The organism is Shimia isoporae, assembly GCF_004346865.1.
In the GTDB taxonomy this organism is placed as follows: domain Bacteria; phylum Pseudomonadota; class Alphaproteobacteria; order Rhodobacterales; family Rhodobacteraceae; genus Shimia; species Shimia isoporae.
In genome coordinates this window covers 2,104,416-2,117,934 of sequence record NZ_SMGR01000001.1, presented here as the reverse complement: position 1 = coordinate 2,117,934, position 13,519 = coordinate 2,104,416, and the positions used below count along the sequence as shown (strand labels likewise).

12 protein-coding genes are annotated in these 13,519 nt (G+C 57.0%); 5 read left to right on the top strand and 7 right to left on the bottom strand.

The window, feature by feature from the left end:
• Positions 1-34 precede the first annotated feature (34 nt).
• Positions 35-805 (top strand): potassium channel family protein, encoded by a 771-nt coding sequence (locus BXY66_RS10400; RefSeq protein WP_132860038.1) that lies wholly within the window; start codon positions 35-37, stop codon positions 803-805.
• Between the two features lie 2 nt (positions 806-807).
• On the opposite strand, the gene cobS is transcribed toward BXY66_RS10400, so the two are convergent.
• Entirely contained in the window at positions 808-1,572 is a 765-nt protein-coding gene (cobS, locus tag BXY66_RS10395; RefSeq protein WP_132860037.1) for an adenosylcobinamide-GDP ribazoletransferase, read from the bottom strand.
• Between the two features lie 77 nt (positions 1,573-1,649).
• Here cobS and cobT point away from each other — a divergent pair, with 77 nt between their 5' ends.
• Positions 1,650-2,660, top strand: a complete 1,011-nt coding sequence (gene cobT / locus BXY66_RS10390) for a nicotinate-nucleotide--dimethylbenzimidazole phosphoribosyltransferase (protein ID WP_132860036.1) — start codon at positions 1,650-1,652, stop codon at positions 2,658-2,660.
• Between the two features lie 40 nt (positions 2,661-2,700).
• Here the strand turns inward: cobT and BXY66_RS10385 are convergent, their stop codons facing one another.
• Positions 2,701-4,584: a cation:proton antiporter domain-containing protein gene (locus tag BXY66_RS10385; protein ID WP_132860035.1), complete on the bottom strand. Its 1,884-nt coding sequence runs from the start codon at positions 4,582-4,584 to the stop codon at positions 2,701-2,703.
• 16 nt (positions 4,585-4,600) lie between these two features.
• Complete coding sequence (locus BXY66_RS10380; RefSeq protein ID WP_132860034.1) at positions 4,601-5,056, bottom strand: Lrp/AsnC family transcriptional regulator; 456 nt, start codon at positions 5,054-5,056, stop codon at positions 4,601-4,603.
• Between the two features lie 146 nt (positions 5,057-5,202).
• Between BXY66_RS10380 and hppD the strand changes: the two genes are divergently transcribed.
• Positions 5,203-6,300: a 4-hydroxyphenylpyruvate dioxygenase gene (hppD, locus tag BXY66_RS10375; protein ID WP_132860033.1), complete on the top strand. Its 1,098-nt coding sequence runs from the start codon at positions 5,203-5,205 to the stop codon at positions 6,298-6,300.
• Positions 6,301-6,417: 117 nt separating this feature from the next.
• On the opposite strand, the gene BXY66_RS10370 is transcribed toward hppD, so the two are convergent.
• Positions 6,418-8,946, bottom strand: a complete 2,529-nt coding sequence (locus BXY66_RS10370) for a hypothetical protein (protein WP_132860032.1) — start codon at positions 8,944-8,946, stop codon at positions 6,418-6,420.
• A 164-nt stretch (positions 8,947-9,110) separates the two neighbouring features.
• On the opposite strand from BXY66_RS10370, the gene BXY66_RS10365 reads away from it, so the two are divergent.
• Entirely contained in the window at positions 9,111-9,794 is a 684-nt protein-coding gene (locus BXY66_RS10365) for an SIMPL domain-containing protein (RefSeq protein ID WP_132860031.1), read from the top strand.
• A gap of 57 nt (positions 9,795-9,851) precedes the next feature.
• Here BXY66_RS10365 and BXY66_RS10360 read toward each other — a convergent pair whose 3' ends face one another.
• Both BXY66_RS10360 and BXY66_RS10355 read right to left on the bottom strand, forming a co-directional pair.
• On the bottom strand, positions 9,852-11,144 hold the full coding sequence (locus BXY66_RS10360; RefSeq protein ID WP_132860030.1) for an O-acetylhomoserine aminocarboxypropyltransferase/cysteine synthase family protein: 1,293 nt from the start codon (positions 11,142-11,144) through the stop codon (positions 9,852-9,854).
• Between the two features lie 134 nt (positions 11,145-11,278).
• On the bottom strand, positions 11,279-12,283 hold the full coding sequence (locus BXY66_RS10355; protein WP_132860029.1) for a hypothetical protein: 1,005 nt from the start codon (positions 12,281-12,283) through the stop codon (positions 11,279-11,281).
• Positions 12,284-12,382: 99 nt separating this feature from the next.
• Here BXY66_RS10355 and BXY66_RS10350 point away from each other — a divergent pair, with 99 nt between their 5' ends.
• A complete protein-coding gene (locus BXY66_RS10350; protein WP_132860028.1) occupies positions 12,383-12,829 on the top strand; it encodes a hypothetical protein in 447 nt (148 codons plus the stop codon).
• On the opposite strand, the gene BXY66_RS10345 is transcribed toward BXY66_RS10350, so the two are convergent.
• Positions 12,826-13,500: a TetR/AcrR family transcriptional regulator gene (locus tag BXY66_RS10345; protein ID WP_132860027.1), complete on the bottom strand. Its 675-nt coding sequence runs from the start codon at positions 13,498-13,500 to the stop codon at positions 12,826-12,828. The genes BXY66_RS10350 and BXY66_RS10345 overlap by 4 nt on opposite strands.
• Positions 13,501-13,519: the final 19 nt, after the last annotated feature.

The window sequence follows — 13,519 nt, the reverse complement described above, 5'->3', positions numbered from 1 at the left end:
CGCCATACGTTTAGATGGGGCAGGGAGAAGCGGCATGGATAAGCTCAAATCGCTGGTGGAGCACCTTTACACTGGTCATGATCGCGGCGCGGTCAAATTCCGCTACGCTTTGATCGTCTTCGACTTTGCGACAATCGCGTTTTTTATCATGACCGTTCACCTCGATCACGGGCCGTGGCTGGTGTTTATCAGCCGCCTGACCGGAGTGATCATCCTGCTGGACCTGCTGGCCCGTCTTTGGGTGGCCGACAATCCCAGGTTTTTGCTGACCCGGCTCTACACAATGGCGGACATCGTCGTGATCGGGACGTTGTTCCTCGATCCGTTGCTAACCGACAGTTTGGCGTTTCTGCGGGTATTGCGGGGGCTTCGGCTGATACACTCGTACCATCTTCTATATGATCTGCGTCAGGACAGCCGCTGGTTCCGTACGCATGAAGACGCGGTCATTGCATGTATCAACCTGTTTGTTTTTGTGACGATCACGACCACAACGACATTGGTTTACTTCATCGACGAAACCCAAACGAATACACCCTACGTTGATGCGCTATATTTTACTGTGGCGACCCTCACGACGACTGGCTTCGGGGATATCACTCTGACTTCGCCGATTGGCAAGTTGTTCTCTGTGTTTGTAATGGTCGTCGGCGTGGCACTTTTTGTTCGCTTGGCGCAGGCAATCTTTATGCCGCAAAAAGTTGTGGCCGATTGTCACGCTTGTGGACTGACGCGGCACGACCCTGATGCGGTGCACTGCAAGCATTGCGGCGAGGTGGTGAAAATTGAAACCAAAGGCGCTTAGCGTCAGCCTACCAACGGCAGCAACGCGATCAGGAGAATGATCTCGCTCACTTGTTGCGTCGCGCCCAGAATGTCGCCTGTTTGACCGCCGATTTTCATATTGGCCGTTGCGGCGCACAGCGCGGCACAGAGAAAACTCAGCGCCGCCAGCGGCAATGACAGCCAGTTTATCAACAGGAATGCAATTGCCGTGGCAATTGTAAGACCTGCTAGCGCTGTTCGGCGTGGGACGCGACCTTGGGCGTGCGACAGCCCGTCAGTCCTTGCGTGGGGTAGGGCAGTCATCACCAGTGGCATGGCTGCCCGCGAGAGCATTGCCACGGCGATCAACAACCAGAAAGCGCCTGACGTGTCCAGCACGACCGCAACCGCCAACCAACGCAGGGTCAGCGACAGGCATAGTGCTATCACACCATAGGCGCCGATACGGCTGTCTTTCATGATTTCGAGACGTCGAGCCTTATCCCAACCTCCCCAAAGTCCGTCTGCCGTGTCCGCCAGACCATCTTCATGCATCGCGCCGCTCATGATCACCATTGCGGCGACAAAAACTACGGCGGCAATCATGGGGGGGATGCCCAGCAACAGCAGCCCGTAGGTCGGGAGCGCCGCCAGCCCTGCGAGCAACGCACCTGCCAGCGGGTACGCCCAGGCCGCCCGCGCACTTCGTTCGAAACGTGCCTTGACGGGAAGTCGCGTCAGCAGAGCCACAGCCGTGGCCGGGTCGTTTGGATGGATAAGTAACGTGTCGGAACCGGACGCGCCCATGTCTCTTTCCTGTCTTGTCGGGGGCTGGCAATCAGGTAAACAACTCCAAAGCCAAGAATTCAACAGGAGCCTTGCCTATGTCCGCAGATTTCACAACTTTGGCAGAGTTTCGCGCCGTTTTGGCGGGGGCACCAGGGACTGACCAAAAGGCTCAGGGTGAAGCAGAAGCGCGAAACGGCCAATTGACCAAACCGCCGGGCGCGCTTGGCCGGCTCGAAGACCTTGCGATCTGGTATGCAGGCTGGCGCGGAAATCCGCGCCCGCAAATATCTGCGCCGCAGGTGATTGTGTTTGCCGGCAATCATGGTGTAACCGCTCAGGGCGTATCGGCTTTTCCAGCCGAGGTGACCGAGCAGATGGTGCTGAACTTCCAGCATGGCGGTGCAGCAATCAACCAGCTGGCGAAGGCCGCAGGGGCGACCCTTGACGTCGTGGCGCTTGATCTGGAGCGGCCAACTGCGGATTTCACGCAAGATGCCGCAATGAACGAGGATGACGTGGTGAGCGCTTTGGCGACCGGCTGGAATGCGGTCAGTGCGGATAGTGACCTTTTGGTCGTCGGCGAAATGGGCATCGGCAACACCACGAGCGCGGCCGCGATTGCCAATGCGCTCTATGGTGGAGAAGCGGCAGACTGGGTCGGCCGCGGTACGGGTGTCGATGATGCGGGGCTTGCCATCAAAGAGCGCGTTGTCCGCGAGGGTGTTGAAAAACACGGTAACCCCAAAGGGCTCAAGGCGCTGCAGACACTTGGTGGGCGAGAGCTGGCAGCCATGGCTGGCGCCATAGCCCGCGCGCGTAGCCTTAGAATCCCGGTAATCATGGACGGCTTTATTTGCACCTCCGCTGCCGCCACACTGGAGAGCGAACTCTCTGGCGCCCTTGATCACGTGGTTTCCGGACACGTCAGCGCGGAAGCCGCACATGGTGCGGTTCTGAAACAGCTGGGCAAAGAGCCGATGTTGAGCCTGGGGATGCGTTTGGGCGAAGGCTCCGGCGCAGCGGTCGCGATCAATATCCTGAAATCAGCCGTGGCTTGTCACTCTGGCATGGCAACGTTTGCCGAAGCAGGCGTGTCAGACGGCTGACCGCAAAATATTGTGGGCTAGGACTTTTGAAAGCAGGCCATTAGGCCTGCTTTTCTTCGTCATTGGGGTCAAGCTGGTTCATCAACATGGTTTCCAGCTCTTCCTCGAGTTCCTTGGCCCGTTGCAGGTATTCGGGATTGTTGGCTGAAGATACGCCTTCTTTCCAGAGCTGAGCCAATTCCTGCACCGCGTCGCGGTCATGGTGGAAAAAGGTGTGTTCCGCCTGGGCGGCCTCATATTCGGTAAGGCCGATGTTCTCTAGAACGTAACGCCCTGCGCGCAGCGAGCTGTCGAACATCTCGCGGACAATGTCGTCGGCACCTGCCTTGTACATTCGAAACACTTGCGTGCGGTCGCGAACACGCGCCACGATGTGAAGGTCCGGACGCTCCCGCCTTGCGTAGTTCACGAGGGTTATTGCCGCTTCCGGATCGTCCATTGCGACAACAAGAACCCGGGCCTTGGCCAGTCCGGCCGCATGCAGCATTTCCGGGCGGGTCGGGTCTCCGAAGAAACCTTTGACACCGAACCGCCGCATGGTCTCGATCGTTTTCATGTTGTGGTCCAGCACCACGGTATTGAAACCTGCCGAGCGCACCAGCCGGTTCACGATCTGACCAAACCGCCCAATCCCTGCAATGATCACCGGACCGCTTTCGTCGATCTCGTCAGGGGCTTGGTGGCTGGTTTCATGGTGTTCTCCGCCACCCTTTGAAATTTGGTCATAAATGATGAACAGGAGAGGCGTTGCCAGCATGCTCAGCGCGACAACGAGCAACAATTCTTCACCGATCCAGTGTGGGATTACGTTTTGTGCCGTCGCGGTTGTGATCAGGACAAAGCCGAATTCACCAGCTTGCGCGAGGGAAAGCGTAAATAACCACTGGCTCCGGCCGCGCAGGCCAAAGGCGCGACCGATCACAAATAGGATTGCGGCTTTGAGCGCGATCAGACCAAGCACGATAGAGAGAATACGCGCGGGGTCCCGCACCAGAACGGAGAAGTCGATCTGCGCTCCAACGATAATGAAGAACAGGCCCAGCAACAGCCCTTTGAAAGGCGCGATGTCGCTTTCGAGTTCGTGGCGGAATTCAGAGTTCGCAAGAAGCATTCCGGCCAGAAAGGTTCCGAGGGCCGCAGACAGCCCGACGAGCGACATCAGGAAAGCGATACCGACTACGATCAAAAGCGCGAGTGCGGTGTACATTTCCGGCAGGCGTGCTGCATGGATGAACCGGAACACGGGCCGCGTCAAATAGCGTCCGCCAAAAACAATGGCCGCGACAAGTCCCAAAGTGACCAGAGCGACGCCCCAACCGGGTAAGCCATCCACAAGAGACAGGCTGTCGTGCCCGTGTTCGTGGCCCGCGATCTTGATGGACCCGTCTTCAGCGAAAGATGCAAGCGAGGCGTCAGCGAACAGCGGAAGGATCACCAGCATGGGGATCACAGCAATGTCTTGCGTCAGCAGAACCGAAAATGCGCTGCGACCGCCGCTGGTTTGCATCAATCCTTTTTCCGAGAGGGTTTGCAGTACGATGGCGGTTGAAGAAAGCGCGAAGATCATGCCGCATGCGACCGCCACGTTGAGCGAATACCCAAGGCCAATGCAGATCACCAAAACGGCGGCCATTGTCAGGCCAATCTGCAATCCACCCAGTCCCACCAACTTGTCGCGCATAGCCCAGAGCGCGCGCGGATCAAGTTCCAGTCCAATCAGGAAGAGCATCATTACCACGCCGAATTCGGCATAGTGCAGCAACTCGTCGGCCTCATGCGTGCCCACCAAACCCAGAACCGGACCGATCAGGATACCAGCGGCAAGGTATCCCAGAACGGAACCGAGACCGAGCCGGGCAGAAATCGGGACAGCGATCACCGCCGTGAGCAGGAAAATACTTGCCGTGTAAAGTGCGTGTTCCATAGTTTTCCCAGTGGTTTCAGGTCGGCAGCGGCGCGTCGCGTTTGAGTTGATCCATAACAATCTGGCTTTGCACGCGGCTTACGGCCGGATGCGGCAGAAGCACCTCGTGGATGAGCCGGTTCAAAGCGCTCAAATCTTCACAGTAAGCCCGCAGTAGATAGTCCGCGTCTCCAGTCAATGTCCACGCGCTTACGATTTCAGGGCGGGTGTCGATCAAGGTGGCAAAACCTTGCGATTGCTCGGGACCGTGCGTTCCAAGATGCACCTGCACAAAGGCCTGGACGGAAAGACCAAGACGGCCGGGATTCAGCTTTGCGACATAGCTTTCGATATAGCCTTCTGCTTCGAGCCGCTGGCGCCGTCTTCCTGCCTGACTCGCAGACAGATTGAGCAAGTCGCCCAGCTCTTGCGCGGTCAAATGAGCGTTTTTCTGAAGCGCCGAGAGGAGGCGTAAGTCGGTGTCGTCAATCATGTGCGGGCTTTTTGCATAAATTCGTTAATTTGTGTGAAACATACGCGGAAATTACGACAATTGCACGTCAGTTCGCGGAAAACCCGCGCCTGCTTGCGCGTATTCTTGCCGAAGCGAACGAAAATACCAAAATGAGGAGACGCCCAATGGGTCCATTCCCGCACGACGCCCCCCGCGCCGAAATTTCCGATTACAATCCTGCCGGAACGGACGGATTCGAGTTTGTCGAATTTGCCCATCCGGAACCTCAGGAATTGCGCGAGTTGTTTGCACGCATGGGCTACGTGCATGTGGCCAACCACAAGACCAAGGCAGTGGAGCTTTGGCAGCAGGGCGACATCACCTACATTTTGAACACCGAACCAGGCAGCTTTGCTGCGCGATTTGTTGAGGATCATGGCCCTTGCGCACCCTCGATGGGCTGGCGCGTGGTGGATGCACAGAAAGCCTATGAGCACGCGGTTTCGAAAGGGGCGGAAGCTTACGACGCGGATGACAAAACTCTGGATTGGCCTGCGATCAAGGGGATCGGCGGCTCTCTGATTTACTTCACTGACCAGTATTATGACACGTCACCCTTCAACGAAGAGTTCGACTGGATTGTCACGTCGAAGCCGGAAGGAGACGGTTTCTTTTACCTCGATCACCTGACTCACAACGTGTTCAAGGGCAACATGGACAAGTGGTTCAAATTCTACGGAGACCTGTTCAACTTCCGCGAAATCCGGTTTTTCGATATCGAAGGAAAATTCACCGGACTGTTCAGCCGCGCACTAACCTCGCCTTGTGGCAAGATCCGAATTCCGATCAACGAAGATCGTGGCGAAACCGGTCAGATCGTCAGCTACCTGAAAAAATACAACGGTGAAGGCATTCAGCACATCGCTGTGGGTTCTGACAACATCTATGACAGTACCGATGCGATTGCTGCCAAGGGTCTGAAGTTCATGCCGGGTCCAAATGAGGCCTATTATGATCAGTCCAAGGAACGGGTGAAGGATCACGACGAACCGCTGGACCGTATGAAAAAGCACGGCATTCTGATCGACGGAGAGGGTGTGCTGAACGGCGGCGAAACCAAGATCCTGCTGCAGATTTTCTCCAAAACAGTGATCGGCCCGATCTTTTTCGAGTTCATTCAGCGCAAAGGCGATGACGGTTTCGGCGAAGGCAACTTCAAGGCGCTGTTTGAGAGCATCGAACAAGAACAGATAAACAACGGTGAAATCCAAGCGGCTGAATAAGCCGCGAGCAATAACAAGATTCCGGTCCAACGGAGCGAGGGGAAGCGTCGTCTGCAAATTGCAGGCGGCGCTTTTTGCTTGTTCGAAGGGGGTGTTGGAAGGGAAGGGGGCGCTTACTCAGCCCTTCGGCATTTTTAGCGTGATGTTTTTGCCTGATTTAACGTAGCGCAATTCGCTGTCGCCGATGGCCGCAACTTTGCCGCCATCAATACGTTCGCCAACGCGTACCATCTTGTAGCGTCCGCTTGAAAGCCGGACCAAGGCACGCCTGTTTGTGGAGGTGCCGTAAACGCCTATCAAATTGATTTTTTTGAGGTTTATCGCATTCTGAATGGTGGCTTGACGCGCAACGGATGCTGTTGTCGGAATGCTTGGCGTGAGTGTCGCAGATGCGGGAACCGCCGCGGCGACCTCTTCCGTGGCCGTGGGGTTGGCGCGCTGCGCCAGTTGGGCGATGTTGCTCGGGCGAACTCGCGGACGCAGCGACGCGGTCACAGCTTCGGACGTCGGCGTGGTGTCTGCCTCTGCCGCAGTTTTTACGTTTTCCGGGCGCAACTTCGGGCGCTTCTGGGCGAGTTCTTCGCGTGTCAGCCCACCAAGGGTTGCGCGCTCGGATTTCTCGATCAGGTCATCCGGCCGCAATCTCGGTCTTGCAAGTGCGAGGCGGTTTTCCTGTTCCGCGGCCAAGGCTTCTGCAACATTGATCCGCTTGGGAAAGTTGGCGGGGAAGACAGAAGGACGACCTGTAAAAACGCGAATGCCTTCCGGGCTGAGTGTTCCTTCAGCACTCGCGATGACTAGGCCTCGATCATCAAACTCGAAAGTGGCTCCGGGCGGAGGAGGATTTATCTGTGTATCGGGAGCGGCATCAGACAAATACTCATTCGGGTTTTGCAGCGCTATCGCGTCCAGCGGATCGATTAATGTGTCAATCGACGGTAAATTAAGGTCTTCGACCGCGCTCGCGGGTGCCACGAAGGGTGCACTGGGCGCTTTCTGCCAAATACCGGTTACGGCGTATCGAGCTTCCGCTTCTGCATCGCTCAGAACGTTTGCCCCTTCGCTTTCGCCATCAATCAACGCTTCCACTTCGGCGCTGTCGGTGATGGTGTCGGAGGTCGTTGGTGCCAAAGGTTCCGCGGAAAGCTCGGACGGGTCCACTGCTGCGACGCTTTCGCCGGCCGAGTCATCGGGGAGAGCTGGCGCCTGAGGTTGTTGCGGCTCGGCAACCACAACAGGATTTTTCGGTTCCGCGACGGTGGCTGTGGTTTCGTCCGGATCGGCAAGCGGAGCAACTTCTAAAGGTTGCGATGCATTTGGCTCCACCACAACGATTTCAGTTTCGGAGCTACCGCCAAACAACCCGGCAACCCCATCATCAAGGAAGTAGGTCGCCCAGACGGCCACGGCTGCCAAAAACGCCAGCAGAATGGTTGTAAGGATCAGGCCAAGGTGTTTTGGCTTGCCACGGACTTCGTTTTGTCGCGAGCCAAAGACCGTCAGGCGCTCTTTCTCCTGGTCTTTCTCCTGTTTGAGCTGGTTGCGCTGAGGCACAACCTCGTCAGGCCGTTCGGCAACCAGCGTGTCGCTGGCCTCGGCTGCAGGCAGTTCAGGTTCGGTTTCGGGGGCGGAAACGACCGGAGCAACCTTGGCGACCTTTTCTGGCTTCGCTCTTTTGGCCTTTGCTTTCTTCGGTTTCGCAGCCTTTTCTTTTTTGGCTTCGGTTTTCTTTCCGGTTTTCCTGCGGCTGAAAAAAGAGCTGCCGCCGTCTTCCTCTTCTGCGGGCGTTGTCTCGTCCGTCGCATCGCCGGCCGTCAGGCCGGCAACCACACGACTCGGATCAAACCGGAGCGGTGCGTCCAATGTGGGACTGGTAGAAGTCTCGCCGTTCTGCCCGGATTTGGCGCGTGACACACCACCGAGTTCTGGTGCTTTGCCTCCGTCCGGCTGGCGGCGGCTTGAGAACGAAACTGCGGCGGGGGCCGGAGCGTCTTCAACCGGCGCGTCAGCTTGATCCGTCGAGGTTTCATTGGCCGCCGTTTCCTCGGCTGGCGCCGCATCAGACGTTGGTGTAGTTTCCTCTTCTGGCGCCGGCTCGGCACTCTCTGGAAACGGCTCCGGCAAGGGGCCACTGCCAACCACTACCATTGCCTGACCGTCAAAGGCGATTTCCACGCCATCTGCACCAGCGGCGCGGCCAAAGTCGGGCGCTCCGTCGAACTGCGCCGGTGTTGGCATTGCTGTGAACTGCGCCGGCGAAAAGGCGTGTTCGGACGCGAAGGCTTCCGCTTCTGCCAGCGTGTCCCGAGCGACGGCGGCAACTTGGGTCTGACCGGCCGTTCGGCGGGTGTCAAAGACCAGTTGATCAGCCGTGTAAGGTGTTTCCCGTTCCAGTACTTGCACCACATCATCGGGCGTTGCGTCTGGTGACAAGTTTAGGAATTTAATCTGGTCGTTGGGCAAAACCAGCAACGTTCTGAAATCGGCGCCGCCCTTGACCTCTGCTGTGGCGCGAAGCTCCGCCAGGTCCGCCGCCAGATCCTCGCTGTCCAATCCAACTTCTCTCAACAGATGCCACCCGCCGTCTACGGGTGTGAGAAGACCGATGCCTTCGAAAGAGAGTGTCAAAGCGAGTGTTGATGACATGTATTAGACCTAGCATTCGGGCCGCGAGAAATCCCAACTCCGGCAGAACTGCAGAATTTATAGCAAGTTCTTGCCGACATGGAAGAAAAAGCCGAAAGAGCGTTCCTCAAAGACCAACAATATCACATGCTTGTTGCCGACTGTTGAACAAATAGGAGCGTGTCATGCGATTGGCAGCCATATGTATGATGATTTGGACCAGTGTCTCGGCCGGCGTTGTTGCGGCGCAGGAGCGCACGATCACCGTTGTCGGCGAGGGTATAGCAGCAGAAATGCCGGATCAGGCAGTCATCACTGTTGGGGTCTCTCACCGGTCGGCATCGGCCCAGATGGCCATGGAAAACGTCGGGGATGTCGTCGGCAATATGATCGAGGCGCTAACCAAGGACGGGATTGAAGCCCGCGACATCCAGACCAGCAACCTTGGCCTTCATCCCGTATACAATCGCAATCGAGATGGAGATGAGCGTCCACTGCTTCTCGGGTTCAATGCCAGCAACTCCCTGACCATCAAACTAAGAGACATTAAGGGTGTCGGCGAAGTGTTGGGCACGTTGGTCGAGAACGGAGCAAACGACATTGGCGGTATCTCATTTGGCTTGCGGGATCCTCAATTGGCAATGTCCCTGGCGCGCAAGGAGGCCATAGGAGACGCCCGTGCCAAAGCGGAACTTTATGCGGAAGCAGCTGGGGTGAAGTTGGGTCAGGTTGTAACCATCTCGGAGGTTAGACAGGGATCGCCGCGACCGGAAATGATGCGGGCCGCTATGGCGGATGCCGTGCCGATCGCGCCGGGCGAAGTCAGCCTGACCGCGAGGGTCACAATGGTTTTTGAGATCGAAGGCTAAAACTTGAAACGCCCCGGAAAGCCAGTCCGGGGCGTCTTTCATTGCTCCAAGCGGGCGTCAGCGATGTGCCGCTTTCAGCGCGCGATCAAGGTCTGCGATGAGGTCCTCGCTGTTTTCGATCCCGATGGAAATCCGAACAACATTCGGACCTGCGCCAGCCGCTTCTTGCTGCTCGGGTGTCAACTGGCGGTGCGTCGTCGACGCCGAATGGATCACCAGGCTGCGGGCGTCACCAAGGTTTGCGACGTGGCTGAAGATTTCGAGGTTGTCTACAAATTTGACGCAAGCCTCGTAGCCGCCTTTCAAAGCAACGGTAAATAGACCGCCTGCGCCTTTGGGACAAACAGTAGCAACCCGCGACTTGTAAGGCGAACTGTCCAGACCGGCGTAAGTGACATAGTCTACGTGTTCGTGGCCTTCCAGCCATCCCGCTACGGTTTCGGCGTTCTGCACGTGCCGCTCCATGCGCAACGATAGCGTTTCGATGCCCATCAGTGTGTAATGCGCCGCCTGCGGATTCATCGTCATGCCCAGATCACGCAGACCGATGGCAATGCCGTGGAACGTAAAGGCCAGCGGCCCGAAGGTCTCATGGAATTTCAAACCGTGATATGCAGGTTCGGGGGCGGCAAGCGACGGGAATTTGTCCGATGCGGACCAGTCAAACTTCCCGCTGTCCACCACACAACCACCTGTAACGGTGCCATTGCCGGTCAGGTATTTGGTTGTCGAATGCACAACCAGCGTGGCGCCGAGGCTGATCGGGTTGCAGAGGTACGGCGTCGCGGAAGTGTTGTCGACAATCAGCGGAACGCCGGCCTTGTCGGCTATTGCGGCAATCGCGGGAATGTCTGTGATGTAACCGCCGGGGTTGGCTACGGATTCACAGAACACCGCGCGGGTGTTTTCGTCGATCGCAGCCGCGACGGCCGCTTCATCGTCAAAGTCCACAAACGTTGCCGACCAGCCAAAGCGTTTGATGGTCTGGCTGAACTGCGTGACGGTGCCACCATAAAGCCGGGTAGAGGCCACAACGTTGCAGCCCGGCTGCATCAGGGGAAACAGAGCCATGATTTGTGCGGCATGCCCTGAAGAGCAGCATACCGCTCCGACGCCACCTTCAAGCGTGGCGATGCGTTCCTGAAGCACCGCGACGGTCGGGTTGGTCAGGCGCGAATAGATGTAGCCAACTTCCTGAAGGTTGAACAGCGCTGCCGCATGTTCAGCGTCGCGAAACACGTACGCAGTAGATTGGTAGATCGGCGTCTGACGCGCGCCGGTCGCCGGATCGGGGCGCGCACCAGCGTGAATTTGCAACGTGTCAAAGCCGTAGCTCGGGCCGTCGGTCATTGGAAAATCCTCCCGTAAAATGTCGGAGACAAGTGTTAGGGGGAGAGACGGCAGGGTGCAACGGCGCTTGTGCAAAACGGACCGCTTTCCCGCGTTTTATCCGGAGTGCAGACCACTGTTTTGGTTTGAAGGCTCTAGCGCAGCCAGTATCCGTTGCGCTTCAGGGTGTTGCGGATGACGTGCTCACGGCGCGGGAGGTTTTCGCGATCAAACAAGGCTCGGGCCTTATGTCCGCGACCCTGATAGATCATCCGCTTGAACGGGTCATATTGCTTGAGAACCTTCTTGACCTTGTTCGGCGCAGTGACCTCTTCCAGCGTTTCGATCGCAAGGTCGCTTTCTCGCGCGTACATGAGAGGCATCAGGCGGTAGTGTGTGCTTACGGAGCCATCAAGATAGCCAGAAGGCAAGGCATCACGCCCGCCACCCAGTTCATGGATAACCAAAGGTAAGGCAACCTGATCCAGCCAAGGTGAAAGTGACTGGCAGGCCAACTCCTCAGGCGGATCGCTGCGGATTTCCACCGCGTATTTTTCAAACCGAACACCGAATTCGTGAGGACAACGATAGTAGAAAAAGCCGGCGTTGAAATAGAGATAACGGCGCCAGTATTCATCTGGCTGCGTCAGATCGAGCGAGCTTTCAAATTCGATCCCGAACTTGTCGTAAAGCGATTTCCAGATACCGGTGTACTGCGGCCCGTAAAGCGGCGGCTCAGGCCAACTACCTTCGACCTTGAGAGATGCCGACGGACGGTCAAAATCAAACGGCACGTCGGTGATTTCGCCAGTGATCAGCGTATCGGTGTCAAAAAACACAAACGGTTCGCCTGCAGGCATTTCCCGCAGCAATTCGATCTTGTTGCCATAGGCATACGCTTCACCGAAAAACCGGTTTTCAAACGGCAGCATTTCTGCGCCCAGTTGTTTGAGCAACTGCGTCACGTCCGGATTGGAAATGCGCGGGTCTTTGGACCAGAGCGGTCCCGGCTGAGGCTCGGCAACAAAAAGACGACCGGAGAACTTGGACGATTTCTCACGAAGGGACGCGGCGAAAAGGGCCGCTTCGTATTGAAGCCGGCCCGACTGACCCACGACAACGATGTTAAAGGACGCGTTTTTCTGCGCTTTGCTTGCCATTCTGCCTGCTGCCCTGCACGTTATTTGCGCAGACTATAGGATGTCCGTGCTTCCGGCAAAAGGCGGCAAACACTGAATTTTTGAATTGGAGGTATTATGATGAGACGCTTCGGAGCGATCGCAATGTGTATCACAGTGCTGGCTACTTCAGCACTCGGGGACGACCACAGGGAAGCCGAGGACCAGACGCCAACTGGCAAGTTCCTGACCGCTGGTGAGGTGCGCCCGATCCTAGAGGCCACCAAAAGTAACTGGATCGGAGTTCGGGAATTCGACGGGCATGATCTCGTTTACTTCACGCACCTGGTGAGTTGGCGATGCGGGCTTTACGAGGTTCATTTCTCTGTAAATGGTGGCGAGAAAGAGGTTTTCCCAATCGACGAATGTCCGCCAGATATCGCAAATGCTATGGCTATACCCGACGGTACGCCGGTCTTCGTGACGCGGGAACTCGGCTCTGTCCAGACGGTCGAGGTCGAACTGCTTTATGACGATCTGGGTACAGACGTTGTGACCTTTCAGAGAGATGCTGTGAAAATGCCTTAGTCCTTTGCCGCCGCCTTGGCTGCGGCATCAAGACCGGCAGCACAAAACTGGATCAATTCCTCAAACCGCGCCGCCAGAGACCGGCGATCGTCGCCAAGCGCCTGCATCCGCCAGTCCGACGTCAAAAGCGCGATAAGTCCTGATACGGAATAGACAAAACCCGCTGCAATTGCGCGGGGCGGAGTGTCGGGGTAGAGCCGTGCGATCTCATCCACGAACAATTGAGCCGTCGGGTCAAAGCAGATCTTTGCGAGATCTTCCCATCGTGGGTCTGCAGACACGATTGCCACAAGACGTGCATAAGCAAACCAGCCGGGCCCACCGGTTTCCGCTTTCTCCAGATAGGGTGCAAAGAAGCATTCAATAATGGCGGGGGTGGTCAGCGGGCCATGAAATCTGCGTGCTTCCAATGCGTCGACACGCGCCTGGGACAACTCTTCCGCGCGTCGCGCAACCACGCGCCAGAACAGCTCTTCTTTTGACCCGCCATGATGCGTCACCAGTGCCACCTGAACGCCGGCTTCCTGGGCGATTTCCCTCATGGACGCCGCGTCGAATCCGTGGCGTGAAAATACCTGTTCGGCTGCGTCTAAAACTTTGGCGCGAGTCACCAGCGCACGCGCCGAGGGCGCTCTTTGCCGTTGTTTTTCCTGTAAGAAAATCTGTTCCATGAATTTCACTTGCCTTATT

Coding starts and splice junctions, on each gene's coding strand:
- BXY66_RS10400 (WP_132860038.1), top strand. CDS start 35: ATGGATAAGCTCAAATCGCTGGTGGAGCACCTTTACACTGGTCATGAT.
- cobS (WP_132860037.1), bottom strand. CDS start 1,572: ATGGGCGCGTCCGGTTCCGACACGTTACTTATCCATCCAAACGACCCG.
- cobT (WP_132860036.1), top strand. CDS start 1,650: ATGTCCGCAGATTTCACAACTTTGGCAGAGTTTCGCGCCGTTTTGGCG.
- BXY66_RS10385 (WP_132860035.1), bottom strand. CDS start 4,584: ATGGAACACGCACTTTACACGGCAAGTATTTTCCTGCTCACGGCGGTG.
- BXY66_RS10380 (WP_132860034.1), bottom strand. CDS start 5,056: ATGATTGACGACACCGACTTACGCCTCCTCTCGGCGCTTCAGAAAAAC.
- hppD (WP_132860033.1), top strand. CDS start 5,203: ATGGGTCCATTCCCGCACGACGCCCCCCGCGCCGAAATTTCCGATTAC.
- BXY66_RS10370 (WP_132860032.1), bottom strand. CDS start 8,946: ATGTCATCAACACTCGCTTTGACACTCTCTTTCGAAGGCATCGGTCTT.
- BXY66_RS10365 (WP_132860031.1), top strand. CDS start 9,111: ATGCGATTGGCAGCCATATGTATGATGATTTGGACCAGTGTCTCGGCC.
- BXY66_RS10360 (WP_132860030.1), bottom strand. CDS start 11,144: ATGACCGACGGCCCGAGCTACGGCTTTGACACGTTGCAAATTCACGCT.
- BXY66_RS10355 (WP_132860029.1), bottom strand. CDS start 12,283: ATGGCAAGCAAAGCGCAGAAAAACGCGTCCTTTAACATCGTTGTCGTG.
- BXY66_RS10350 (WP_132860028.1), top strand. CDS start 12,383: ATGAGACGCTTCGGAGCGATCGCAATGTGTATCACAGTGCTGGCTACT.
- BXY66_RS10345 (WP_132860027.1), bottom strand. CDS start 13,500: ATGGAACAGATTTTCTTACAGGAAAAACAACGGCAAAGAGCGCCCTCG.